This window comes from Hespellia stercorisuis DSM 15480, from assembly GCF_900142165.1.
GTDB lineage: Bacteria > Bacillota > Clostridia > Lachnospirales > Lachnospiraceae > Hespellia > Hespellia stercorisuis.
In genome coordinates this window covers 1-25,291 of sequence record NZ_FQZY01000047.1, presented here as the reverse complement: position 1 = coordinate 25,291, position 25,291 = coordinate 1, and the positions used below count along the sequence as shown (strand labels likewise).

General features: G+C 47.2%; 19 protein-coding genes. 2 read left to right on the top strand and 17 right to left on the bottom strand.

Features of this window, described 5'->3' with window-relative positions; all coding sequences use genetic code 11:
* Positions 1-18: 18 nt before the first annotated feature.
* The 10 genes from BUB85_RS14265 to BUB85_RS14220 form a co-directional block, all read right to left on the bottom strand.
* A complete protein-coding gene (locus tag BUB85_RS14265; protein ID WP_073111691.1) occupies positions 19-2,499 on the bottom strand; it encodes an Ig-like domain-containing protein in 2,481 nt (826 codons plus the stop codon).
* Between the two features lie 193 nt (positions 2,500-2,692).
* Positions 2,693-3,169: a LytR/AlgR family response regulator transcription factor gene (locus BUB85_RS14260; protein ID WP_073111689.1), complete on the bottom strand. Its 477-nt coding sequence runs from the start codon at positions 3,167-3,169 to the stop codon at positions 2,693-2,695.
* A 23-nt stretch (positions 3,170-3,192) separates the two neighbouring features.
* The gene (locus BUB85_RS14255; protein WP_073111687.1) at positions 3,193-3,441 is read right to left on the bottom strand and encodes a hypothetical protein; all 249 of its coding nucleotides are present in this window, start codon (positions 3,439-3,441) and stop codon (positions 3,193-3,195) included.
* Between the two features lie 71 nt (positions 3,442-3,512).
* On the bottom strand, positions 3,513-4,568 hold the full coding sequence (locus BUB85_RS14250) for a hypothetical protein (RefSeq protein WP_073111685.1): 1,056 nt from the start codon (positions 4,566-4,568) through the stop codon (positions 3,513-3,515).
* A 122-nt stretch (positions 4,569-4,690) separates the two neighbouring features.
* Complete coding sequence (locus BUB85_RS14245; RefSeq protein WP_073111683.1) at positions 4,691-5,764, bottom strand: hypothetical protein; 1,074 nt, start codon at positions 5,762-5,764, stop codon at positions 4,691-4,693.
* Between the two features lie 151 nt (positions 5,765-5,915).
* On the bottom strand, positions 5,916-6,440 hold the full coding sequence (locus BUB85_RS14240) for a hypothetical protein (protein WP_073111681.1): 525 nt from the start codon (positions 6,438-6,440) through the stop codon (positions 5,916-5,918).
* Between the two features lie 64 nt (positions 6,441-6,504).
* Complete coding sequence (locus tag BUB85_RS14235) at positions 6,505-7,521, bottom strand: LCP family protein (protein ID WP_073111679.1); 1,017 nt, start codon at positions 7,519-7,521, stop codon at positions 6,505-6,507.
* Between the two features lie 3 nt (positions 7,522-7,524).
* On the bottom strand, positions 7,525-9,429 hold the full coding sequence (locus BUB85_RS14230) for an ABC-F family ATP-binding cassette domain-containing protein (RefSeq protein WP_073111677.1): 1,905 nt from the start codon (positions 9,427-9,429) through the stop codon (positions 7,525-7,527).
* A 43-nt stretch (positions 9,430-9,472) separates the two neighbouring features.
* The gene (locus tag BUB85_RS14225) at positions 9,473-9,688 is read right to left on the bottom strand and encodes a hypothetical protein (RefSeq protein ID WP_073111675.1); all 216 of its coding nucleotides are present in this window, start codon (positions 9,686-9,688) and stop codon (positions 9,473-9,475) included.
* A 66-nt stretch (positions 9,689-9,754) separates the two neighbouring features.
* Positions 9,755-10,285 carry a VanZ family protein gene (locus BUB85_RS14220; protein ID WP_073111673.1) on the bottom strand — a complete coding sequence of 177 codons (531 nt, stop codon included), beginning with the start codon at positions 10,283-10,285 and terminating at the stop codon, positions 9,755-9,757.
* 298 nt (positions 10,286-10,583) lie between these two features.
* On the opposite strand from BUB85_RS14220, the gene BUB85_RS14215 reads away from it, so the two are divergent.
* Positions 10,584-12,251, top strand: a complete 1,668-nt coding sequence (locus BUB85_RS14215; RefSeq protein ID WP_073111671.1) for a recombinase family protein — start codon at positions 10,584-10,586, stop codon at positions 12,249-12,251.
* A gap of 209 nt (positions 12,252-12,460) precedes the next feature.
* Complete coding sequence (locus BUB85_RS14210; protein WP_073111669.1) at positions 12,461-14,542, top strand: recombinase family protein; 2,082 nt, start codon at positions 12,461-12,463, stop codon at positions 14,540-14,542.
* A 273-nt stretch (positions 14,543-14,815) separates the two neighbouring features.
* On the opposite strand, the gene BUB85_RS14205 is transcribed toward BUB85_RS14210, so the two are convergent.
* From BUB85_RS14205 to BUB85_RS14175, 7 genes are all read right to left on the bottom strand, one after another.
* Positions 14,816-15,736 (bottom strand): aldo/keto reductase, encoded by a 921-nt coding sequence (locus BUB85_RS14205; RefSeq protein ID WP_073111667.1) that lies wholly within the window; start codon positions 15,734-15,736, stop codon positions 14,816-14,818.
* A 110-nt stretch (positions 15,737-15,846) separates the two neighbouring features.
* Positions 15,847-17,973: an HD domain-containing phosphohydrolase gene (locus BUB85_RS14200; RefSeq protein WP_073111665.1), complete on the bottom strand. Its 2,127-nt coding sequence runs from the start codon at positions 17,971-17,973 to the stop codon at positions 15,847-15,849.
* Between the two features lie 704 nt (positions 17,974-18,677).
* A complete protein-coding gene (gene glmS, locus BUB85_RS14195; protein WP_073111663.1) occupies positions 18,678-20,516 on the bottom strand; it encodes a glutamine--fructose-6-phosphate transaminase (isomerizing) in 1,839 nt (612 codons plus the stop codon).
* A gap of 258 nt (positions 20,517-20,774) precedes the next feature.
* A complete protein-coding gene (locus BUB85_RS14190) occupies positions 20,775-21,323 on the bottom strand; it encodes a GNAT family acetyltransferase (protein WP_073111661.1) in 549 nt (182 codons plus the stop codon).
* Entirely contained in the window at positions 21,320-22,438 is a 1,119-nt protein-coding gene (locus tag BUB85_RS14185) for an AAA family ATPase (protein WP_073111659.1), read from the bottom strand. Before BUB85_RS14185 ends, BUB85_RS14190 begins: the two co-directional genes overlap by 4 nt.
* A gap of 589 nt (positions 22,439-23,027) precedes the next feature.
* On the bottom strand, positions 23,028-24,719 hold the full coding sequence (locus BUB85_RS14180) for an AAA family ATPase (RefSeq protein WP_073111657.1): 1,692 nt from the start codon (positions 24,717-24,719) through the stop codon (positions 23,028-23,030).
* Between the two features lie 280 nt (positions 24,720-24,999).
* The coding region (locus BUB85_RS14175; protein WP_143160739.1) for an IS66 family transposase at positions 25,000-25,291 on the bottom strand (292 nt) is incomplete at its 5' end.

Below are 25,291 nucleotides of genomic sequence, written 5' to 3'. Positions count from 1 at the left end.
ATCGTTTCTGTTAATGAATTACTCTGCTTCTTCTGTAATGTCTAATGTCTGTGCTGCTTCTGCAGGTTCTTCTTTTACATCCTGTACTTTTTCATCTGTCTCCGGTGCTTCCACATCAGTCTCTGGTGCTTCCACATCAGTCTCTGGTGCTTCTACATCCGTCTCCGGTGCTTCTACATCAGTCTTTGGTGCTTCTACATCAGCCTTCGGTGCTTCTACTTCCGTCTCCGGTGTCTCCACAACCTCTGGTGTCTCTTCTGCTTTCAGCTCTTCCTCAGTAGCTTTCTGTGCCTCTGCTGAAACTTCCGGTGCAAATGTTTCCTCGATATCAGACATGGTCGCCACGTTTGGTGAGAATGCCGGTTCGATATTCTCCATAAAGTTTGCCCATCTGCTGAACAGTGCTGCTACATTCGCCTGAAGAGCTAACGGGTAATTCACTGTAAATCTTGCTGCACCCGATTCGTCATTCGCCAGTGATATTGTGATAGGATATACAGTTGCAGATCCTGTCATTGTTCCGTCCAGGCAGATCTGTCCGTTTTCCACTCTGATATTGCCAATGCTGCCAGAGAAGGTTCCCATTGTTCCTGAAGCTGTGATGTCAATACCCAGATTTGTCATCTTGCCAATTACAGCTGGAAGATTATTGATCCATGCTGCCATCTGCGTCTCGTCTGTCCGTCCTTCATATGTCAGCAGAACCTTCTGCTGTCCTGCCTGATCAAAGTCAGCCTTGAACTGCTCACTGGTCATCAGTACATTGTTCTTCGTCATTGTAAACTGATTAGAAGCATCTACACTTGCACAATATACATTTTTTACTCCAGTAGCCTGATTCTCCGCCGTAAATGTAACATCATACGGGAAGTATACTCCGTCTACCTGGAACTTGCCGATCTCAGCAACAACGTTCTGAATCTGTACAAACAAGTCTTCACCAGACTCATACGTCATATTGCCAAGGAAGTTTGGATTGATCACACCCTTATTGACCGCGGTCACAAGGTTTGGTACGTTCACATTAAATGATACATCCTTGTATAAGTAATCTACTTTTACCGTACACGTTGCTGTCTTCGTGATCTGACCTGTACGCTTATCTGTCACAGCGCATGTGATTGTTGCTTCTCCCGGCGCCTCTGCTTTAACAAGACCAGTACTGCTCACACTTGCAACCGCCAGGTTGTCAGATATGAATGTGTAAGTATCGTCTGTATTCGCCGGAGCCAGTGTTGCCTTCAGCTGATAAGTATTTGTCTCAGATAACGCAAGACTTGTCTTGTCTAATGTTAATTTCGTTGTTGGTGCATATACATTGATTTCTGTCGTAACTGCAGACTTACCTGATCCGTCTGTTGCTCTTGCTGTAATTGTTGCTTTTCCAGGTGCAACTGCTGTAATTTTGCCTGCTGTGTCAACCTTCAATGTAGATGGTTTGCTGGAACTCCATGCAAGTGTTTTGTTTGATGCGTTAGAAGGTTTCACGTCTGCCGTCAGTTTCTTCGTATCGCCCGCATTCAGATATGAAGGCGTTCCTGTAATAGAAATAGATGAAACTTTTACAGCTGACTTTTTCTTAACCGTTACATTGAAGGTCTCCGTCTTCTTGGAACCGTCTGCAGCGGTAACTGTAATGGTTGTTGTACCAAGTGCTTTTGCCGTAATCACGCCTGACGAATTTATAGTCGCAACTTCCGGTTTGCTTGAGTTATATGTAACCTTTTTCGTTGTTGCATTGCTCGGTACATAAGTAACTTTTGTTGTCATCGACATGCCTGGATATGTATAGTATGTCGGTGTATCATCCTTTGCAAATGAACCGTCCACACCGATCTGGAGTTTTGAAATTCTCTGTACTACAGTCACAGTCAGTGTATCTCTCATTGAACTGTTCAGCTTAGATTTTACAGTAATCACTGCAGTACCTGGTGTCTTTGCTGTCATCACACCCTTGGAATCCACGGAAACCACGGATGACTTGCTTGAAGAATACGTAACAGCACCGCTGACTCCGCTCTTGCGGGTCACACTCTGTGAAAGCTGCTTTGTTGAATCAGCCGTAGAGTAACGGAGCATCGTATAGGTCGATCCCGTTGTCGGTTTGGTGATTGCCACCTTCTGAACGCCCCTGTCGTATACACGAACTTTAATAGTGTCTTTCTTTGATGGGTTTGCTTTCGCGTATGCGGTGATTGTTGCTGTACCGTCTTTTTTATAAACCATTGATCCGGTTGTCTTACCTACTGTAACAATCGATGGATCGCTTGACTTATAGTATACCGACTTGCTGACTGATCCCGATACGCTAATAGATGCTTTGACCGTCCCTGTAGACTTGTACAGTAGGTCTGTCTTGTAACTTGAACTTGACGTCGGGCTCTTAATTGTCACCGACTTAACCGTTCCTGCTGCTTGAGCCGGACCCATGTTGGACATGATTGCCACTGAAAACACAAGTACAACGGCTGCAAATAGATTTCTTACAAAATGTTTCATAATAGAAATGCCTCCTCTTTTCCTTAGTTTCTTATGATACGCTTTTGGCAGTTTCATTTGTCTTTCATTATATCACATGTTTTTTTTTTTGGAACCATAACTTTCCATTTTGACATAATTGACTGTTTTACTGACACTTTTTGCGCTTTATGATCTCAATAAAGTCAGACCATCTATTCTCGATTACATTTTTTCAGTCTTTCTGGTGCCCCAATATCATGTTCTGGCCTCCATTTCGTTCCTCAAGCACCTGCCGGACCTTCCCGCTGTAACTCCGGCTTATAGGGATCGTCCGGCCGTTCTTTAACCGAAACGTCTTCCGATCTGCCGTCATCACATACGTCATATTCACGATATAGCTGACATGGCACCGGAGCAGTGACGGGTACAGGGCAAATTCAGTCTCCAGTTCATTCAGACTGCGCCGGATATGATAACACTCCTCATTTGTATAAACCACGCTGACATGGTTGTTATGTTCTATGTAAATCACATTTTCAAAGAATATTTTCACCTTCTGGTATCTTGAATTGCAGACCAGGTACTGCCGTTCCATGATTCGCAGATTTTTCCGCACGATTTCCAGAGCTTTCGGCAGCAGCTCCTCCGTTCGTTCAAGCAGGAAATAGTATGTCAGATTCAGTTCAAAAAGTTCTGGAAAATAAAACATCTCCGACTTCCTGGAATACGCAATCAACTGATATGCTGGATTTTTTCCAATACGAATTTTGCCAGATTCAAATTCTTTTTGTACTCTTCTATCCGCAGAATAAGGACATCGCACCGCATATCATCGGATAACATTTCATGTTCTTCGTTCCCTCTGCCTGTTCCCAGTTCTTTTATACGGGTGCTGCAAATATCCGCGAAATGTCTCTCCACGCATCTTCTGAGTCTCCCACGCACTTCTTTGTCGCTGTCGCAAATCAAAATTCTAATCATATTGTATCCCCCTCCCCAAGTTAAAGTGGATGTTCGTAATCCGCCGCACTGTCAGCTCCTGTATCAGTCTTCTATCCTTTAATATAGCAGTGAAATACATATTCTGACTGATAGCGCCCCTCAAACATAGACGGAAAACTCCTCAAAACAGGACGTTCCGGCATGGCTGCCAGAAGACCGTTGTTGTCCGTCGTCCGACTCTTCTCTTCCAATGCCGCAAGACACTCCTGCCTGGTGGCCGTCTTCACCGCCTCCAGTTCCTCTGCGTCTTTGCAGAACATTGTGTACTGCATCGCCTGCAAGCCGTTCATTTTGTCAAACTGAAAATAGTACAACGCATCCCGGGCGGCATTATAACTCTCATATAAAACCGTGCTGTCATTCTCCGAAACCTTCTCAAGTCTCGCCGATACCCCCATAAACTTCACGAAATCCTGAGCAGACATCCCCCAGAGGTTCTGTGAGATTACAAAACTCCACGAACGCTGCATCATTTTATTCCAGATTACCGCGCCTTTCTGCATCTGTTGCTTTTTATCCGCCACCAGCACATTACCCGTAAGCTGGCTGTTAAAATTGGTCGCTGCAGATTCCCCTGTATTCTGTTTGGCACCTGCCGCATTCCCAGATTCTGCTGCAGAAGATGTATCGCCTTCTTTTGAACCGGAATCCGCCCCCTCGTTTTTATCGGCATTTGCGGCAGATCCACCATCAGTACTTTTATCCGTCTTACCACCAGTGCTGCCCGGCTCGTCTGCCGAACCCGTCCCATCCGGGTTTTTCACAAGTAAAGTCTCCCCCATATCAGAATCATCTATGACCACAAAAGTCTCGTCCGGAGGCTTCACCTCCCCGTCCCCCGCCGGAGACTGGCTGTCGCCCCCCGGTTCTGGAATCGGAATTGATTCATTCACGCCCCCCGGCACTTGATCACCGAACTTTCCATCCAGATAATCCTGGTAAGCCTGCTGTGCACCTCCCATATCCGGGGAGTACCCGTTGGAGGACAGCCACGCTTTGGCTGCTGCGATCTCCTCCGGGGTGTACGCGTACGACGTCATCGTTGCCGTGCTCATCACACACATACTTATTGCCAGCGCTGCCAGTACTTTTCTGTATCTTTTCATCCTAATCTCCTTACTATATCAATCATCCCCAACGCGCCGCCGGCAGCTGCCGGCAGTGCGCCTGCTGCTCTGTTATTTTCTAGACTCTTTTCGGCTCTGCGCCTTTTTTCGCGCTTCCTGGCCTACTCTTCCCACTCTTCATCTCCCCCGTTTTCTTCTGCCGGGCTCTCCTCCGGCGGACTCTCCTCCGGCGGACTCGCCTCCGCTGATGCCACCTGTTCCTCCGGCGTATCGGCAACTACATTAATAACTGCCTTCACCACCTTCAGCGTGGCCGCCTTGCCGCTTGCCGCATCGGCATCATTAGCAATGATCGTATATGTCAGCGGATACCGCCCCGGCTCTGTCAGATTCACCTTGGAGGAATCACAGGTCACCGTCTTGATCAGTTCATTCCAGTTGATTCCTTCCATATAGTTTACATTTTCAGCATTCACCGCCACTGTCCGATCGCCGATTCCCTCCACATTAGAGAGCAGATTGTCCGTCACATGTACCGAGAAAGTCTGCTCCGTCCTGTTTCCGTTGTTGTCCGTCACAGCCACCTTGTTTGTCGTGTCCCCGGTTGCGTCGAACACGCAGGCCGCAGGAACAACATTTCCGGCCGCATCTACGGTTCCTTCGGACAAACTGCCGTTTTCGAACGCAATGCCGGCAATCCCGGCGTCATCTGTCATAGTCTCAATCACCGTATCCGAGGACAGGGCCTCCCCGACCATCACGGTGACTGTACTGCTCACCACAACCTCGGGAGGAGTCGTATCCTCCACCTTAATCGAAAACTTACAGGCTTTTCCGTTATATGTAACCGTCGCCGGGTAGGTCCCGGTCTCGTTCGTATCCACTTTGGACAAATCCAGAACCGCGTCCGCATGCTTTTCCGGATTTTTGATATAAGTAGAAAGTTCACGGTTTACAGCCGTCTTGTATTCTGTCACGAACACCTTCTTTTTCAGCGTAACCGGATCCCTCTTCACCATCAGCACAACCACCACGATCACTACAAGCGCCAGTATTCCTGCCGCAGCAAACCGCAGATATTTTCTTTTCCCGTCATCCTGCACGTCCAGAACCGTCTCTTCCACATCTTCCTGTCCGCTCAGAATGACCTTTCCCACATCCTCCTGCACGTCCAGGACTTTCTCTTCCGCATCTTCCTGTCCGCTCTCAGATCTCTGCTCTTCACATTCGCACATTCTCCGTCGCTCCTCTTTCGTTTCCAATTTTGGCAGCTGCTCAGAGCCACGCCCTAATCAGTCACAACCTTATTATACAGCGTTAGTATAAATGACTTTTTCTACTTTTGCAATAAAAAAAGGCCTTATGCTGTCCGGATAATTTTTCCGGCTATGGAATCAGCCTTGATAACTCCGGCCCCACTTCCTCGATTCCCTCATAAGTGACGATTTCTCTGCTGTCACTCGACATTCCACTGAAGTGCAGTGTCCGCTTGGCATACTTTCTCTTTCCCCAGTCCAGGCACTCCGGCTCGGATATCTCCATTCTCGCAATAAACGACTTGTCGTTCCACAATCCCTGCAGTTTTTTCATGCATTCTGCCGTATCCACCACGATTTTTCCCTCCGCGAGAAATTTATCGCGAAACGTCTCCCGCTTGATGAACACGGTCATACTTGTGTCGTCGGTCATCTGCAGCTTCGCCAGATAACCAAAATGATTTCCAACGAAACACTCCTGTGTCTCCACACACTCTACCACATAACTGCTCATCATAATAAAATAAAATGTATCGTAGTCAACCAGCGCTTTGTCCCATGTTCTGACCATCTCCATCGAAACAGCCTCATTAAACGCTTCTTTTGCCGCCCTTACCGCTTTGGCAAAGCCTTCGATTGCCGCAAATTCTTCCATGATGTTCCCTCCTTATATAATGTATGCATATAATGTATGTCGCCTCGATCACATGCGATCCGCCCTATTCTTTCTGATAAAAGTTATCAATCACCATATCCTCCACCGCTTCGTCATCCACGTAATATTCCTTGTATTTATTCCCGAGCACTTCCTCACCCGGGAGCGTGATGATATCAATGTCATCAAATGACACCTTCGAAAATGCGGTAGTCAGGTACGCCATCTCACTGAGGCTGATATCCGTAACCATATCATCCTTCATAATGTTCTTCAGCTTCAGCGGAAGTGTGATATCTTTTTTGATCGCCTTTTTGGCGGCGGGCACGAACGCCTTCACATACTGCTTCTGCCGGAGCAGACGCTGGGATGAGCTTTCCTGCACATAGCTATTACGCTCTCTCACAAATGTGAATGCATCCTCGCCCTTCAGGGTGATCGTGCTGCCGACCTCATACCCTTTCACACGGTCCGCGATCACCTGGTCATAGCTTTCTTCCTCCACGGTGACCGTGACACCGCCGACCGCATCGTTTATCTCCGGAAACGCGTTAAAGTTGATGGCGGCGTATCTCTGAATCGGAATGCTGCACATAATCTCCGACACCGCTTCGCCGACCAGTTCAGAGCTCTCCGCCCCGTTCCGTCCCACCGCGTACTGCAGCGTAATCTGCATGGTCTGAACATCGGCCAGCTCTCCCTTTTCATCCAGCGTCCGCACCACCGTCATGCTCTCCCGCGGAATGCTGTACAGTTTCCATTCATCCGTTTTCGTGTTGAGGCTGATCAGAAACAGTACATCTGCCTGACCGGCTTTCCCCACCGCGTTGTCCGACGTCAGAGAAGTGTCGCGATCCACACCCTCGCACAATATATTGACCAGATCTGTATTGTAATGGTACTTTTTGTCGTGATATAAAAACGGATCTCCCGAGGTGTCTCCCTTCACTGCCGCATTTTTGGAAATTCTCGATTTCCCGATTCCCTTGACCACGGTAAATGCCACAAAAGCCAACACGACCACTGCCACAATTCCCACTGCCACACGTACCCATATCTTCTTGTTTCCCAACTTCTTCACCCTCTATTCCCCCTCAGTAAATTCATTTATGCTCCAGCATACTTCCAGCCACTCCATACAGCCGCGCGTCCACTCTTCCCAGGCGCCGTCCAGCTCCTTCCGTACCCTTGTCTCCTCACGCTGCAGTTCCTCCAGCTGCGCAGGTACTGCATCCGGATTCCACCATGCAGTCTGCACCTCGCCGTGCACTGCACTCCAGCGCTCCCAGAGCTCTTCCGTGCGTGCCTTCGCCTCCTCCATGGGCTCCGCCGCCAGACGGAACTTCCAGTCCACAAATGCATCCTCTGTGCTGATTTCCCGCAGCCTGTGGCGTTCCGCCTTCGGCACCGCTTTGAAGTCCGCAATCATCGCCTGCTCCTCGGCGCGTATCATGGCCGAAAGCTGTTCCCCGCTGCCCTGTCTGCTCCGTTTCAGATAGTGCTCGTACCCAAACGGATAGTACATGACCGACTGCTCATCGAACACCAGAATCGCATCCGCCACCTGCCGGATAAAATACCGGTCGTGGGACACGAACAGAATCGTCCCGGTGTATGCGCGAAACGCAGACTCCAACGTCTCCCTCGCCTGAATATCCATGTGATTTGTGGGTTCATCCAGCACCATAAGATTCGGTCTGCCGGTCAGAAGTTCCGCCAGCACCAGCCGTGCCTTCTCCCCGCCGGACAGTGCGTGCACCTTCTTCGACGCGTCCTTTCCGCGAAACAGATATGCACCCAGCGTCTGCCGGACTTCCTTCTCCGTCATCCCCGGAAACAGATCATGGAAATGCTCCGCCACCTGTTTGTCCGATTCCACCGAAGCGGACTGCTGATCGAAATAGCCGAGCATGGTATGCTCTCCCAGCCTGCACTTTCCTCCGACTGGAGGAATTTCCCCGACCATTGTCTTCAGAAATGTGCTCTTTCCGGCACCGTTATCCCCGATGATTCCGATCTTCTGCCCCCGCTTCACCCTGAGAGATAATTCCAGCAGAGCTTTCTCGTAGCCGATCTTCAGCTGATCCGCCTCAAACACCCATTTGCTGCCGGGAAACTTCGGCTCCAGCACCCCTGTAAATATATGTACATCATCCGGCTCCGGCTTTGGCGTCCGCTCCATCCGGTCCATCATGGTCCTTCTGGAACGGGCAAACGCCGCCTTCTTCGGCTTGTGCTTGAACTTCTCCACCAGCTGGTTCAGCCGTTCCAGCTCTGCCTGCTGCCGCTCGTACGCCTTTGTCTGCTGCGCGATATCCCGGCACTTCTGCTCCCGGTAATGGGTGTAGCTCCCCGGATAGCGCTTCAGCTTACCGCCCTGCAGTTCATAGACCACATCCACGACCTGATCCAGAAAAAATCGATCGTGGGAGACGAACACCACCGCCTTATCATATTCCCGCATATACTCCTCCAGCCATTCCACCGTCGGAATATCCAGATGGTTGGTCGGCTCATCCAGAAGCAGGATATCCGGCTTCTCCAGCAGCAGCTGAATCAGAGATATCTTCGCCTGTTCCCCGCCCGAGAACGTGGAAAGCTTTCGCCGCTTCTGCCATTTTTCAAACCCGAATCCGGTAAAAATACGGTCGTACTCCGTCTCGTAGGCAAATCGCTCTCTGGAAAATGTATCCTTCTCCGGGCAGTTCTTCAGCAGGATTTCCTCCACGGTCCTGTCCTGGTCCCGGACAGCATTCTGGTGGAGCATACCGATCGTGAGTTTCCTGGAGCTGGTGATGCTCTCCGCCATCTGCCGATCATCCCTGTCCGTCTCCAGCTCTCCCGCAATCAAGCGCAGAAGCGTGGTTTTTCCCGCTCCGTTGCGCCCGACTACTGCTATTTTTTCTTTTCCTTTTATCTCAAAATCGATGTGAGAGAGAATGGTCCTCCCTCCCATCGAAACGGTTCCGTTCGTTATCTGATATAACATAATACTCCATTCTGGTGTGCTGACACATTCACTGAGACTCCGCCTATTCCACCTCAATGACAAGTGTTCTGTAAAACAGATACACATTCGTCACCCTGTGTTCCCTGTATGGTCGGATGCGCTCGTCAAACCGCATCAATGTTGACTTATAGACGAAATCCCACTCCACATCCGCGCCGCATTTCAGATGGATCGGCGTATTTAATTGTATGATGCCCAACAGTTTCCCTAATGTAATTGCCTCTGTGCTCTCCGTCATCTTCCCTCTGGTCTCCCCCCCCGGTGTCCTTTTCGGTTTCCTCTTTTGTCCTCTGTCCCAAAATCATCAGGAATTGTTTTTATTATATCTCCTGCAGCACATTTGTGCAATCCTGCAGAGCCCATATCCCAGACAGGTTCCCGCCACATTCATGACCACATCATCCAGCTGGCAGTACCCCATCTTGGTCACGTACTGTATTGCCTCGATCAGTACACTTACCACGAAGCCCGCTGCCACTGTCCGCCACGGCTTCTTCATCCACCCCGTAACAATCGGGAGCAGAATGCCGTAGGGTATAAACATGATCACATTCTCGATCACATACGCCCTCGACTGCATCGTCTCTCCCCAGGTGCTGAACAAAACCAGATCCAGTGAATCCCGGGTTCCGGGTTCTCTCGACAACAACGCGACCTCCATCATCACAACAAAATGCGCCACAAACAGTCCGCACCCGATGGCATAGCCGATGCGCCGCTCCTTCCCTCTGTCAGTCTGAAATGACAGCACCGCCACCAGCGCGGTGACGCCAAAGAATCCTCCGATTGGAAGATAGGGCGCGATATCCAGTATATCTTCTATAATATATTCCATGTTTCCCCCCGTCGCTGTACGCTTCCTCTCTATAATTCAACTATGCCCTGGCATAATTGCTGTGACCGCCCGTCAGCCTGCTGATTATTCCATCCAGAGCACTCTGCGATCCTGCCGAAGGCTTTATCCACTTTCAAGATAAAAATGTGTGTAATTATTATATCTCCGATGCCGCATTTTAGCAATCAATATGACAGCAGTATCTGTCCATTTCCATTTCTCACCATTTCCTGCCTGCGGTGATAAAATATCTATGTAACCCTGCAACCTGACCAACCAGAAGAAAGAAGGAACAACCATGTCATCAAACACTCTGCTGCAAGTCGCCGCCTACATCCGCGTATCCACAGATCACCACGATCAGGAGGAATCCTACGAGACGCAGCACACTTATTTCACCCGCCTGCTTGGCACCACCCCCTCCTGGGTCTGCGCCGGAATCTACTCGGACTGTGGTATCTCCGGCACCAGCCGGGAAGGGCGCACCGGATTCAACCGGCTTCTGCGCCACTGCGAGGAGGGGCGGATCGACCGGATCATAACCAAATCCATCTCCCGTTTCGTCCGAAACTCACGGGATTTTTTGAGAGCACTGGAGGTTTTGAAAACAAATCATGTGACGATCCTGTTTGAAAAAGAGCACCTTGACACCGCTATTGTCCAGAACGATCTGATGTTCACGGCATTCGGTGCCATCGCGCAGGAGGAGAGCCGGAGCATCTCCGCCAATATCCGGTGGGGCATCCGCAGCCGCGGTCCCAGAGGCGAGACACGAAACATTCCGATCTACGGCTACCGCTACGATGTCAGCGACCACCCGTTCCAGGTGACCGACAGTGGGTACACCTTTCGAAAAGTACAAATCGTTGAGGACGAAGCTGCCGTGATCCGGCGCATTTTCCAGGAGACCGCCGACGGAAGCTCCTACATTTCCATAGCCCGAAGTCTGAATCGCGACCGCATTCCGGCACCCGCAGGCATCGTTTCCACACCCCGGCAGGCCCGGTTCCCTCCGCAGAACGGAGTTTTAAAGCCCGGGATCACGGAAGGATGGACCGCCCGGCACATCACCCAGATCATACGGTTGGAGCGCTATACCGGCGATGTACTCCTCCAGAAAACCTATCGGCCGGATTACAAATGCCGCCGGACGCTCCGAAACCATGGCGAGCTGCCACAGTTTTATATACGAAATCACCACCCGGCTATCGTCAGCCGCGAGCTGTTCCTGCAGGCGCAGACCATACGTCAAATCAACTCCGCCCGGTATGCCCGTCACACCGCCCCCATCTTCCATCCTCTTTCCGGGCGCCTGGTCTGCGCACATTGCGGAAGGTTCTACCGGACGCGCAACCGCAGAAACCGCCCCATCTGGTACTGTGCCTCCACCACACAGGACAATGGGCTTGATGTGTGCCATGCTCCAATCGTCTATGAATCGCAGATCATGGATCTCTGCGCCCGGGCATTTGCGGAACGGTTCCTGACTTGCAGTTCCGATCCCGAGTGTCCCGGGCAGGCACCTTTTAGCAGTCTGCTGTCACAGCTTGAGACGGTCGTACAGGCCGATGATTGGGAGCAGGACACCGCTTTTCTCCAAAAACAACTGTCCGCGCTTTCCGAAAATAATACCGAAAAAAAGGAGACGCTCACCGCACTTTTGCATCACACCGAGCAGTACTGGCCTGCACTGGATGCCGACTATGAGCTGCGCCGGGAGGCGATCCGGTTGCTGCGTTCTGCAGGCGGCAGACACATCGGTGGTGGGCTCGCAGGCAGCGCAGACGCAAACGCCTCGGCTGACAGATCCTGGTCCGGCAGTATTTCGGAGATATCCACGCAGCTCTTTCCCCGGTATCTCAAAGCATTTATTCTATCCATTACGGTCTTTTCTCCTCAGCGGTACCGGATCTATTGGTTCGATGGCTCCTGCTCGGATGAAGATCTCTCCGGCCGTCTGTTCTGACCGCCCTTTCGTACCCCATAAACCAGTAAAGCGGACATTCGCAATCCGCTCTGCTACTTGCTCATGAACATCCTGCAGCTACGCTGCCTTTCAGCAGGGGCTTTTAATCCCCTGCTGAAACAAGCATCCCCCTTACCCACCACTTAGTGCTCTGCGCACTTGAAGTGGGGGAATGCTTACAGATGTTTAATTTACCAAGGAGGTTATTTATGAAACCAACACTCGCAAAGTCATGCCCGTACACCGAAACCGACTCCATCGCATTTACGTCAGATCCGTCCCTCGCCGGATCATCTGCCCTGGGTCAGCCGCTCCCCACGTCTGGCTCCGGTCTTCCTCAGGTCGACATCATTCCCGCCACCCGACGCCATCTCCAGAACGGAGACCAGTTTCTGAACCAGGATGGTCTGCGCGTCGCCGCCTACTGTCGCGTTTCCACGGAGGAGGAAAGTCAGGAGGGTTCCTACGCTGCCCAGAAAAAATATTACACCTCCCTGATCTGTGAAAAAAGCAGCTGGCGGCTGGCCGGCATCTACGCGGACGAGGGCAAATCAGGAACCACACGCCGAAAGCGAATCCAGTTCAACCTGATGCTGCAGGACGCCAAAGCCGGAAAGATGGATTATATTATCACCAAATCCATTTCCCGCTTCGCGCGAAACACGGCCGATGCCCTCGACTGCATCCACGAGCTCCAGCGTCTCCACCCACCTGTCGGTATCTACTTTGAGCGTGAGAATATTGACTCTCTCAACTCCAACTGCGAGATGTTCCTCACATTCTACTGCTCCATGGCACAGGAAGAAAGCCGATCCATCTCGGAAAACATCAAATGGTCCATCCAGAAAAACTTTCGCTCCGGCAAGCCCCAGATCAATCTGCGCCGCATGCTCGGATACGACCAGTGCCGGGATGGGAACTGGGCAATCAACGAAGAACAGGCCGGAACGGTCCGCTACATCTACGACCGATTTCTGGAGGGAATCAGCGCCAACGCCATCGCCCGCGAGCTGACCCGGAGGAGTTGTCCCACCGTCAACGGCGGTCTCTGGAGAGCTGACACCATATTCAAAATCCTGCGCAACGAAAAATACGCCGGAGACCTAATCATGCAAAAGACCTACACCGAGAGCTTTCTGACTCACAAATCTGTCCGCAACAATGGGGAATATGAGAAATACATTCTGACCGATCATCATCCCGCTATTATTGACAGGAACACCTGGAACCGGGTGCAGGCATTCCTCATGCAAAAGCAGCGCGCCAAATGTGGGGGCACCGATCCGATCCTTTCTGATGGCACCGCCCCCAACATCAACAGCCGTGGTCGCGGCCCTGTCCCCTCCCCCTTTGCCGGGATTATCTGTGCCCGCTGCGGAAGTCCCATGCGCCGCATGTCCTACCACACCGGCTCCCCCATGCAGGATAACAGCAACGGGAAAGTGCCCGCCTCCTACGCCGTATGGAAATGTCCAAATTCCACCGAGAAATGTGGCTCTGACCAAAGCGGCCGCACCTGCCCGGCAGCACCGGCAGCAGAAATTTCCATGAAGCACGCCTTTATGGAAATGCTTTATGATATAAAAAAGGATATCCTGCTGCACCGCGAAGATTCCGAAATTGTCAGGCTGTTCCGACAAGTGCAGACGCAGGAAGCAATTTCGGCGGCGCCTGTACTTGCTTCTGCGCTGGGGAGTGTTCCCGAGCCAAGTAGTTCTTCTGCGCAGGGAAATGCTTCCGTGCAGAGTATGGCTCCTTCGCCTGGAAATGCTTCCGTGCAGAGTATGGCTCCTTCGCCTGGGAATGCTTCTGCGCTGAGTATGGCTCCTTCGCCTGGGAATGCCTCTGCGCTGGGTATGGCTCCTGCGCCGGACAGCCGTTCCCAGCCTCAGATTCTCCAAGTCAAGCAGCACCTGCTGGACTTGCAGATTCTGGATCTCCGCAAAGAATATGAACTGGCACTCCATCAGGGCATATCACCTGTATCCGAGAATCTCCTGGCACAGTTAGAACTGAAAACAACGTTGAGAAAAAAGCTTGCGGACGGCTGTGGTTGTACGCAGGACCCGAAAAAAAGCTTTCAGGACTTTTTGAATGCCGTAACCGCCCTGCCGGAGCCGGACGAAGCTGCTTTGCCTGGTTCGGATTTCAGCCATTACATAATCAGAAGTTTTATGAACAAAAAAATACTGGATGGTGATCAGCTCCATTACGAGACAACCTTCGGTGTCCGGCTCACCTCATTCGGAAACCTGCGCTCCGCCCAATCCTTTTTCGCCTGTTTCCGGTAATATTTTCGGTGGCATTTCTGTTTCAGCACAGGCGATTTCACGCGGTGCTCATTTGACCGATTTTCGCCATACCACATTTCTTTCAGGACAAACATGCATAAACACCTCACGGAACGCACATAATATAATAACTATGATTGCTTCCGGGAGGTGTCCGATATGTTCACTCTTTTTATATTATATTGTATCGTCCATGCGCAGACTACCTATGATCAGGCAGTGGATGATCTGGAGCAGGAGCGGTTTCTGTCCCAGCTCCGGCGCTGAGTTTTCTTACGGCAGCGGTTTTCCTTCTGCCAGATACAGGTCGTACCACTCCTGTCTGGTCAGTTCAAAGTTCTCCGCTTCTAATGCCTGCTTTAAATGAAACGGTGACGTCGTCCCAATGATTGGCTGAAAACCTGCCGGATGACGAAGCAGCCATGCCAAAGAAACGGCTGTTTTATTGGTATGGTATTTTTCCGCCAGTGAAGCCAGCACTTCATTCGTTTTCGGATATTTGGGATTGTCGATAAAAGTTCCATCTGCCCAGCTGGCCTGAAGTGAGGACCACGGCTGGATGAGAATGTCATTCAGACGGCAGTAATCCAGTGTCGCCCCATCCTTATCCGCTGCATACGGTTCCACCATGTTCATATTTAACCCAGAATCGATTAAGACACTGTGAATAACCGATAACTGCAGCTGGTTGATGATCAGCGGCTGCTTCACATATTTCTTCAACAACTCGATCTGCATTCCGGTATGGTTGCTCACACCAAAGTACTTCACTTTGCCGCTTTTATACAATTCATCAAATGTCTCCGCCACTTCTGCCGGATCGCAGAGGGCGTCCGGGCGGTGCAGCAGCAATATGTCGATATAGTCCGTCTGCAGTCTCTTCAAAGAACCGTTCACACAGCTCATGATATATTCTTTCGAAAAATCATACCGCTTTCCCGGCACGATCGCACATTTTGTCTGAAGGATCATCTTTTCTCTGTAACCTGGATTCCGTTTTAATACTTCGCCAAATAATTCTTCCGACTTACCACCGCCGTAAATGTCTGCGTGGTCAAAAAAGTTTATTCCCGCATCCAGTGCAGCCGCGACAAGCGCTTCCACCTCTTCGACTGATTTTGATTCAATGCGCATACAGCCCAGTGCTGCATTGGATACTTTTAAATCTGTGTTTTTAATGTTGTAGTATTTCATTCTGTTCCTCCTGATCTTGCCTGTTTTTTATTCTCCACCGCTTCTGCTCAGAAATATAGGACACCTTTTGTGAGGTCCTTCTGATTTTACGCCCCGTGTAAATCCGATGCTCATACTCTCTCATCTATACCGATTGCAATCGTGCGATACAGATCATTCGGATCGACCGGTTTAGACAGATGTGCATTCATGCCTGCTGCCATCGTCTCTTTTTTGTTTTGCTCCAACGCCTCGGCAGTCATCGCAATAATCAGCACCTTCTTTGCGTCCTCCCGGGGCATGGCGCGGATCATCTGCGTCGCAGTCAATCCATCCATGATCGGCATTCGGACATCCATCAAAATCGCGTCATACGAAAATTCTTCCGATGCCTCGAATTTATCCACCGCCGTCTGTCCGTTTTCTGCAACATCCACAATCGCCCCCACTTTTTCCAAAAGACGCAGTGCAATCTCCCGGTTCATCGGGTGATCCTCCGCCAAAAGGATACGTACACCCTTGATGTCATAATACTGGGCGGTCTTGCTGCGTTCCGCCCGAAGCAGTGTGTCCTCCTCGATCTGCCGTCTGGATGCGGCGGGCAGATCCAGATGAACCCGCACCGTTGTCCCGACCCCCAGTTTGCTCTCCACGTCGATGGTTCCGCCCATCTGACTGATGATTTTCTTTGTAATCGCAAGTCCCAGTCCAGTTCCTGCAAGCTCCCCGCCGATGTCCTCTCTCTCGAAAGGCTGGAACAGCTTTTTCTGAAACTGCTCGCTCATTCCTGATCCCTGATCCGCAAAAACATAATCCACGTGCTGAATCCCATTTTCAACGGACACATTTTCGGCATACAGCGCAACCGTTGTCCCCTCTTTTGAATACTTCACCGCATTAGACAAAATATTAAAGAAAATCTGCTGAAAACGTACTTCGTCCGTGTAAATCGGAACCTGATCGTCCTCTTTCTTCCATTCAAACCGAATATGCTTCTCCTGACACAGCGGCACAATCACGCTCTCGATGTACTTCCAGAAGACTTCCGGATAACAGACCTTGGGATGGAAGGTCATCTTCCCGCTTTCCATATAGGCCACGTCCAGAATGTCATTGATCAGCCCCAGCAGAAATGTGCTGGATGCATCGATTTTGTCCAGGTCGTCGCGCAGCATCTCTCTGGAATCCATGTCCTCTCTCGCAAGTGCCGTCAGATTAATGATGGCATTCATCGGCGTCCGCATGTCATGGCTCATATTGGAAAGAAAATCTCGTTTCCTCTTCTCATTCCGTTGTTCCTCGAGCATCCGCTCCGTATTCTGGACAATGGTGTCTTCTTCCTCCGAAAAGTCCGGATCTGTATACGCTTTCAGCAATGCCTCGACACACACCGGATCAAACTGTGTGCCGGCGCATCTTCTCAGTTCTTCCATCGCCTCCTTCGCAGAGACTCCTTTGTGATATGATTTCGAGATTGTCATGGCGTCATAAGCCTCCGCCACCGCGATGATTCTCGCTCCGATCGGGATCTCCTCACCCTTCAGACCATCTGGATATCCTGTGCCATCATATCGTTCATGATGATGCCGGACAATCCTGGCAAGTTCTCCGTCAAAAAGCTCCTTTGTAAATTCCGCCGAATACGCCGCATGCCGCTTCATTATCTCATATTCGTCATCTGTGAGCCTGTCCGGCTTAATCAGAATCGGAAGTGGAACGCGGATTTTCCCCACATCATGAACTCTGGTCGCCTGAAGAATCACCTCCAGCTGTGAAGCGTCAAACTGCTTCATCCGCCCGACCATCCGAATTACCATACTGCGCACACGTTCCCCGTGGCTTCTGCTGTCCCCGTCTTTTTCCTGCAGCTGGTCCATCATTTTATTGATGCTTTTTGCGATATCCAGATTGCCCTCATACAGGGCACCATTTGATACACACAGAAATTCCGTGTCCTGCTGTATGTAAAAGATTGTTCCGTCTTTTCGATCACTAAATGAAAAGAAGTCTCCTGTTTCAAGGATCACCGGATCCTCATCCAGCGGAATCAGGCGTATCTTCCCGCTGACGATATAGTAAACCTCCGAATTATCCTCCCCCGGTACAGCCTGGAAGCATCCGGATATTCCTTTCTGCATACGAAAAAGAAGTGTTTCAAGACCGCCTTTATGAAACACCTCAATTGCCTGCGTCTCCTGATAATATGGTTCAAATGAATGATTATAGTCTGCCGGCTGTTTTACATAAATTCCGCTCATTTTCGCTCCTCTGGAGCAGTGCACACGAGAATCTGAACGCTGTTCAGATGCGCACTGCGTGGGTACCAGGGTATCCTACCGGCTCGCCGGATTCTTCCTTAGTACAAGTTGTGGGGAAATATCTGTTCTTTTATTATATATCATTTTTCGTATTTTTTCACAAAATTTTCGTGAGTATCCTGTTTGTCTGCAATTTGTTTCTATTTACTATTCAGCCGAGGATTTTAATCCTCTTCCTCAAAATCATATAAACAGCAAAACCCCTCTCTGCAGTTTTCCGTATTGTATAATTCTTTGTTCCTGTTCAAAGCTGCTCTCCATTCTGTTTCTGCAATCCCTGTCCCCAGTTCCATTTTCCAGAATTATATGAAATACAACATCGAGTATTTTTCTTGATTTCTCTTGATTTCATTTTATCATAATGATTTTTTTATAGCAAGGACAATGAATTGACACGTTTCCCTTTTAATACGGGCGTTTTCACAACCGGACTGGTATAAGAAATACCTTGAGTATTTCAGAATTTCTGGAAAAACGCTATTTCATTATGACTGTCCGATTGATTCTCCAAAAACGGGTTTAAAATAGCCGGTTTATCGAACCGCTATAGATACCTTACCATCTACATAACAGTTCAAATAAACCGGCTATTTCTATTTCAGCCTTCATGCCGTCCTAATGCTGCGGCACTAATCTCTTCTATCCTATTCTACCGTAACCGACTTCGCCAGATTCCTCGGCTTATCCACATCCAGGCCTTTCGCTACGCTCACATAATATCCCATCAGCTGCAGCGGGATAATCGCAAGACTGGTCGCAAAATACTGCTCCGTCTTCGGCACATATACGGAGAAGTCCGCCGTGTCCTCCACGCTGTAATTTCCATAATTCGTCAATCCCATGAGATATGCCCCACGGCTTCTGACCTCAACCATATTGCTGACCGTCTTCTCAAACAACTCCTTCTGCGTCAGAACACCGACAACCAGCGTCCCGTCCTCGATCAGACTGATCGTTCCATGCTTGAGTTCTCCGGCCGCATAAGCCTCAGAGTGCACATAGCTGATCTCCTTCATCTTCAGGCTGCCTTCCATACTGATCGCATAATCGATTCCACGGCCGATGAAGAAAATGTCTTTTGCATTGGCATACTTGCTTGCAAACCACTGCATTCTCTCTTTGTCATCCAGAGCCTTCTGAATCTTCTCAGGAAGAGTATTCAGCTCCTTCAGCAGCGCATCGTAACGCGCTTCGTCGATAATTCCCTTCACCTTCGCTCCCTGAATTGCTATCAGATATGTCGCGATCAGCTGTGTACTGTAAGCCTTGGTCGTTGCCACAGAGATCTCCGGTCCCGCATAGGTATAGAGCACGTAATCGCTCTCTCTCGCAATGCTTGATCCAACCACATTTACCACGCCAAGCGTCGGCACATTCCGATCCTTGGCCAGACGGAGCGCCGCAAGGCTATCCGCAGTCTCCCCGGACTGGGAAATGACCATTACCAGTGAATTTTTCGCCAGATACGGGTTGCGGTAACGAAATTCCGATGCCAAGTCTATTTCAACCGGTATGTGCGCCAGATCCTCCAGCACATACTTCGCAACCATTCCCACATGATAAGCCGAACCGCACGCCACAATGTAAATACGTTCCAGAGACTGCAGCACCTCATCTGTCAAACCAACTTCCGAGAAATCAATTGCGCCATCCTTCACATACGCCGCGATGGTATCCTGCACTGCCTTCGGCTGCTCGTGGATCTCCTTCAGCATGAAATGCTCATAGCCGCCTTTTTCCGCTGCCTCTGCATCCCACTTGATCTCTACCATCTCTTTCTCGATCTCTTCCCGGTCAATGTTGTAGAAATGGATCTCATTCTGTGACAGCTCCGCGATCTCCATGTTGCCGATATAAAATACATTTCTTGTACTGTCAAGAATCGCCGGAACGTCCGATGCGATCAGAGACCCCGTCTCGTTCTTACCGATGATCAATGGGCTGTCTTTTCTGGCAGCGAACACCTTTCCCGGGAAATCATGGAACATAATGCCAAATGCATAGGAGCCTCTGACACGGAGCATGGTTCTGGAAATGGCCTCCAGCGGAGAACCTGTTTTTTTGAAATAGTAATCGATCAGCTTCGTTGCAACTTCGGTGTCTGTCTCCGAATAAAATGTATAGCCGGTCTTGACAAGCTTGTCTTTTAACTCCTGGTAGTTTTCGATAATACCGTTATGCACGAGAACAACAGACTGATCTTCCGTGCAGTGCGGATGGGCATTGAGCTCAGATGGTTCTCCATGGGTAGCCCAGCGGGTATGTCCAATTCCACAGGTTCCCGGTACCGCATGTCCCTCGTCTGTCTTTTCGATCAAAGGCAAAAGACGTCCTTTCGTCTTTACAATCTCAATTTTTTCCGTATCCGGATTACGGACAGCGATTCCAGCTGAGTCATAACCCCGGTATTCTAATTTTGATAATCCTGATAATAATATTGGGGCTGCCTGATTGCCCCCCACGTATCCTACTATTCCACACATAATATATTTACCTCTTTGTCCTTAGATTTTGTGTTCCAAATTACCATTATATTCCGCATGGCAATTTTGATTCTGTCTGGTTGTTACTATATTATCATCTGCGCCGGTTTTAATCAATTCACTATTTTTACAAATCAGCGCGATGGAATTGCTTTTATGTTATTTAATTTTTATGTTCCTTCTTTTTGTTCCTATGCGTTTGTCAAGACAGGAACAAAAAACGCACCTCTTATTTTTCTTATACAATACTCTTTTCTCCTAAGAAATTGTATCTGGCTTCAGCAAATCTGCCAGATAGAATTCATCTTTTTTATGTGATCCTTTTAGTCTTTTGTATTCCTTGATTGCCATTACAAGTACATCAGGATTTGTACCAAAGTAATCCATATAAAATGATGTACTATTGTCATATTTTTTGCGACCACATTTGACGTTATTCTTTGCAAAAATTTTTGGTTTCATAGATGATTTTACTTTTTCATAATCAACAAACTGTTTTTCTGCAATAATTAACAGCATTTCCAATTCAGGTTTCGTACAATACTTTTCTATACCAATCACCCTTTCTTCATATTCCTTTGGAATGACAAGTTTCTCATTTAAGCCATCTCCAACTCGCAGAATTTTCACTTCTCCCGGATATAAATTCAAAGCAGTCTGTACTGCTGCAGATTTCTTGATTTGTCTTGCATGATAAGGAACCAAGTTCAGTAAATCATCTTCGGAGAAAGCCAGGAGATTGTTTCTCAATAGAATTCGCATAATCGCCAACTCATTGGGTCCTTCGCACATAATTAGTAATTTCATCGCATCAACTTCCTCTTTAGATTCATAAGTTCATCGTAATTTACTGCCGTCTGAAAGGTATTGTTATAGAACTGCTTGCTTTTTAGTAGCTCTGTGCGTACATCAAAATCATCATACATATTGCTCAAATATACCTTTTCTCCTGATTTTGAAATCCAAATATTGTCTCTTCGATTAAATAAATCTAAGACTTCACAATAATGCGTTGTAAAAATTAAAGAGGCATTATGCTTGTTTACTGACTTATCTTTATACAAACTAATCAAATTCTCCACAAGTGTTTTATGAAAATGATTTTCTATCTCATCAATCAATAAATCAAATCCCTGCTGAAGCGATGCTACTACCAATGTGTATAAGAACATACCCTTTGTCGTACCACTAGACATAATATAGATCAACTCTTTATCAGAAAGCATCTTCTCAGCCTCTTTATACGTTACTTTATAATTATGCTCATCAATCATTTTCAAATTAATGATGTTCTCATCAAATATTTGAATGATAACAGACAAGGTATCCATCGAAATCTTATAATTCTTCAATGCCTTAAATAAGAGCTGATAAGTATCTACTCCCTCGCCCTCACAGTCAAAATACAGAGCACGGGTAGCTTTTTTCTTTAATACAAAAAAGATATTTGATGTATCTTCCGGCAAATCACCTGTTTTATCAAGTTTTTCATACTCATCCGTGTTATAAATATCCTTGATATTAGACTTGAAATATTTTTTCTTTAGTATTACTTCTTCTGTGAACGTTGCCTTATTGCCTAATGTTGTATCTGATTTAAGCACTGTTCTATAGCAATATAAAAATCCCTCATGGAAAAATATAATCTCCAGTCGAATATTTTCATAATCATAATGCTTATTTTCAAGTCTAAAATCACCCAAAATTGAATAGCAGCAATCAAGGAGTTCTATTGCTGTTGTTTTACCTGATGCATTTTTCCCTACAAAAGCCAAGGTATTATACACATACAGATCATCTGCGATTTCCTGCAATTCATATTCTTTGTCCTCAGATGTCTTTTTGGATTTTGCAACCATGTCTATGGCAAAATTATCATCACAGTTCTTAAAGTTACTTGCTTTTACTCTCAATAATTTCATTTTGCTACCTCCATATTCATAGTATAACCCAAATTCAGGATTTAAACAACTTTTTTGTTTATCTTTTGATAAGCTAGATGCTTTCCTATCAAAATCTATTTTCCAATTGAGCTTTTCGTACCAAGTTAAGAAGTACCTCTCTCTTATCCTCATCCGTCAGACAGTTAATCATTTCAATCAGTTCCTCATCCGTTTTCGCTTTACTTAATTTAGCGATTATTTCTTCTGGTATCGCCATAATGATGGAATTCTATATTCTACCAACTACATATATCATTTTACGCTACTTGAAGTAGCATGCCAATGCAAAAAAGACTACCAATCAACCGGTAGCCTTGAAATCAAAATCTATTTTTCATTTTTTAAGAATAAAATACGCACTAAAGAATAAATCATAAGCAGGCCTTACGCACTTCACGAAGGCGATAGTAATAATTCGCCACGTTTAATCCATGCTGCTCACACCATTCTTTTACAGATGTTCCAGGAATTCTGTTTTGACATTCCCGGATCTGAGTTGCCCATTCTTGCAGCTGGGTTGTTGCTAGTGTAGATGCTGTCAGGAAACCATCTTCACATGCAAAAAATGCTATATATGACAGCTTTTCACCCGACAACTCTTCTTACAAAAGCAGATTCCAAGCTTCCGGATATTCAGGTACCCCTCATTCAGAAATTCTTCTGCATAATTCTGATCCTCGATCTGCTGCAGCGCTTTTTGACACCCCGCATCCATCTCTGTGAAGACCTTCGTATATTTAAATTCTAAAATATATAGCGGATCCCGCTCATCCAGTGGAATCAAAACCAGATCGGGGCGGCCATCACCACTTTCACGGTTGGATTTGATGGTGTAATTTGACCAGCCTTGCAAAAGTCCGGTCATGATGCCATGATAAAAGCTCTCATTGCCGTCATAATAGCTGATGCTGATTTTCAGGATGTCCCGGATTTCGGTTTCAATCTTCGCCTCATCTATATCTGCAAATGCCTGATAAAGAGACGAGAAATCTCTCACCTTGATTTTTTCATCAAACCATTCACGAATGAATTTACGGTAAATATAGCGCACTTCCATATTGGGTATTTTCATTGTAAGATAGATTGTATCTTCTATAAATCTCAGACTTTCCGCTTTCAGATATCCAGTGAAGAAAAGGAAATTCCACAAGTTATCCTGCGTCTTATGAATATCCCCATAGGTAATGTCTTCATGTACCGGTTTTTCAATCGTACCGCCAGAAATCAGGTTCTCGATTTCCTGTTTTGCCTCGCTGTTTGCGGTTTCAATCAGTTCCCGCACAATAGAATTTGAAGAGGTGTTGGACCAATATGGCTTGGGAAAAGCATCAAAATCAGCCATCGCACTTTTCACATAATTGATTACACTCCATGGATTGTATACTTCAGTTTTACCAAACAGGTATCCATCATACCAGAATTTGGCTTCTTGTTCTTTTTCATTTAACTCGTAATCATCCAGTATGACGTTTATCTCCGACTGCGTAAATCCGAAATACTCGGCATAATCCACATTCAGTATAGAGATGATTTCCAGATTATTTAAGCCTGTAAAAATACTCTCTTTGCTGATCCGAAGGCACCCCGTAATGACCGCAAACTGAAGGCTGTCATTGGTTTTTAAAGCAGACTCAAACAATGAACGGATAAAATGAATCATCTGATCATAAAAATTATGGAAGTAAGCATTTTCCAGTGGAACATCATATTCATCGATTAAAATAATCGCTTTTTTATGATGAAATTTTTCCAAACAAAATGATAAAAACTGCAGGGCAGTGACATTGATTGCATATTCTGCCTTCTGGTCCCTGATTTGTAGAAATCGAGTCTTTTCTTCTGTCAAGGTATCCGACTCAATAATATAATTATGCCGGTCAAACTCCCTTCCAATTTCATTCTTCAGACAAAAATAAGCCGTCTCAAAGTCTGGCTGTTTTGCAGATTTAAGCGATAAAGAAATCACCGGATACTGACCCATCTCATCCGCATAGCGTTCTCCGGCATCCAGAATCCTCATTCCCTCAAAGTATCCGCTGTTATCTATTAACACTCCATCTCTGGTATATTCTTTCTCAAAATAAGTTTTCAGCATGCTGAGTGCAAGTGTTTTACCGAATCGTCTGGGTCTTGTGAAAAGACTTACTTTTCCCTTTTTATCCAGAAGTTCCTTCATCAGCAAAGTTTTATCTACATAATAATATTCTTCATTAATGATTTCTTTGTAATTATCCACGCCAATTGCTAAGGGCTTCTTCATGTTCTGCACCTGCTTTCACTACTGAAAAATCGACTACACTGTCATCTACAAACAGTATAGCCGATTGAGGGGGAAAATACAATTTCCCTGCCTTATTTTTAGATACAAATCGAATCACACGCTCAAGCATCCCGTAAAATCCATCTTATATTTTTCGTTATACTCTTATTTTTGTAAAGTTCAACTTATATTTTTGCTTTTTAATATATGTTATAAGTTTGCTATTATTATTTCTTTGTCAATGAATTATATACTTATAAAGTAACTGTTCAGAACTCCATTAGTTAAAGATGATATCGGAATTCCCTAAAAGGGCTTCTCTGATTGCTGTAAAAGCATTTATTCCATGCTTATGAGCAGTCCCAATATAGCTCATGATTGTAAGATATTCCTGTGCGCCTTCCTCACTGCGAAAACATCCTGAGACCTTGGTTTTAACCTTAATCATGCGCAAATCACGTTCCGCAAGGTTATTATCAAACGGAACACAGAGATTCTTTATAAATAAGCAGACTGATGCCTTGTAATTCACAAGTCTGTCAATTAGATTTAGTACCTTGGTCTTTTTCTTT

What these genes read in the sequence shown, in the direction of transcription:
- BUB85_RS14265 (WP_073111691.1), bottom strand. Translation starts at nt 2,499, where the DNA reads ATGAAACATTTTGTAAGAAATCTATTTGCAGCCGTTGTACTTGTGTTT.
- BUB85_RS14260 (WP_073111689.1), bottom strand. Translation starts at nt 3,169, where the DNA reads ATGTTTTATTTTCCAGAACTTTTTGAACTGAATCTGACATACTATTTC.
- BUB85_RS14255 (WP_073111687.1), bottom strand. Translation starts at nt 3,441, where the DNA reads ATGATTAGAATTTTGATTTGCGACAGCGACAAAGAAGTGCGTGGGAGA.
- BUB85_RS14250 (WP_073111685.1), bottom strand. Translation starts at nt 4,568, where the DNA reads ATGAAAAGATACAGAAAAGTACTGGCAGCGCTGGCAATAAGTATGTGT.
- BUB85_RS14245 (WP_073111683.1), bottom strand. Translation starts at nt 5,764, where the DNA reads ATGTGCGAATGTGAAGAGCAGAGATCTGAGAGCGGACAGGAAGATGCG.
- BUB85_RS14240 (WP_073111681.1), bottom strand. Translation starts at nt 6,440, where the DNA reads ATGGAAGAATTTGCGGCAATCGAAGGCTTTGCCAAAGCGGTAAGGGCG.
- BUB85_RS14230 (WP_073111677.1), bottom strand. Translation starts at nt 9,429, where the DNA reads ATGTTATATCAGATAACGAACGGAACCGTTTCGATGGGAGGGAGGACC.
- BUB85_RS14225 (WP_073111675.1), bottom strand. Translation starts at nt 9,688, where the DNA reads ATGACGGAGAGCACAGAGGCAATTACATTAGGGAAACTGTTGGGCATC.
- BUB85_RS14220 (WP_073111673.1), bottom strand. Translation starts at nt 10,285, where the DNA reads ATGGAATATATTATAGAAGATATACTGGATATCGCGCCCTATCTTCCA.
- BUB85_RS14215 (WP_073111671.1), top strand. Translation starts at nt 10,584, where the DNA reads ATGTCATCAAACACTCTGCTGCAAGTCGCCGCCTACATCCGCGTATCC.
- BUB85_RS14210 (WP_073111669.1), top strand. Translation starts at nt 12,461, where the DNA reads ATGAAACCAACACTCGCAAAGTCATGCCCGTACACCGAAACCGACTCC.
- BUB85_RS14205 (WP_073111667.1), bottom strand. Translation starts at nt 15,736, where the DNA reads ATGAAATACTACAACATTAAAAACACAGATTTAAAAGTATCCAATGCA.
- BUB85_RS14200 (WP_073111665.1), bottom strand. Translation starts at nt 17,973, where the DNA reads ATGAGCGGAATTTATGTAAAACAGCCGGCAGACTATAATCATTCATTT.
- glmS (WP_073111663.1), bottom strand. Translation starts at nt 20,516, where the DNA reads ATGTGTGGAATAGTAGGATACGTGGGGGGCAATCAGGCAGCCCCAATA.
- BUB85_RS14190 (WP_073111661.1), bottom strand. Translation starts at nt 21,323, where the DNA reads ATGAAATTACTAATTATGTGCGAAGGACCCAATGAGTTGGCGATTATG.
- BUB85_RS14185 (WP_073111659.1), bottom strand. Translation starts at nt 22,438, where the DNA reads ATGAAATTATTGAGAGTAAAAGCAAGTAACTTTAAGAACTGTGATGAT.
- BUB85_RS14180 (WP_073111657.1), bottom strand. Translation starts at nt 24,719, where the DNA reads ATGAAGAAGCCCTTAGCAATTGGCGTGGATAATTACAAAGAAATCATT.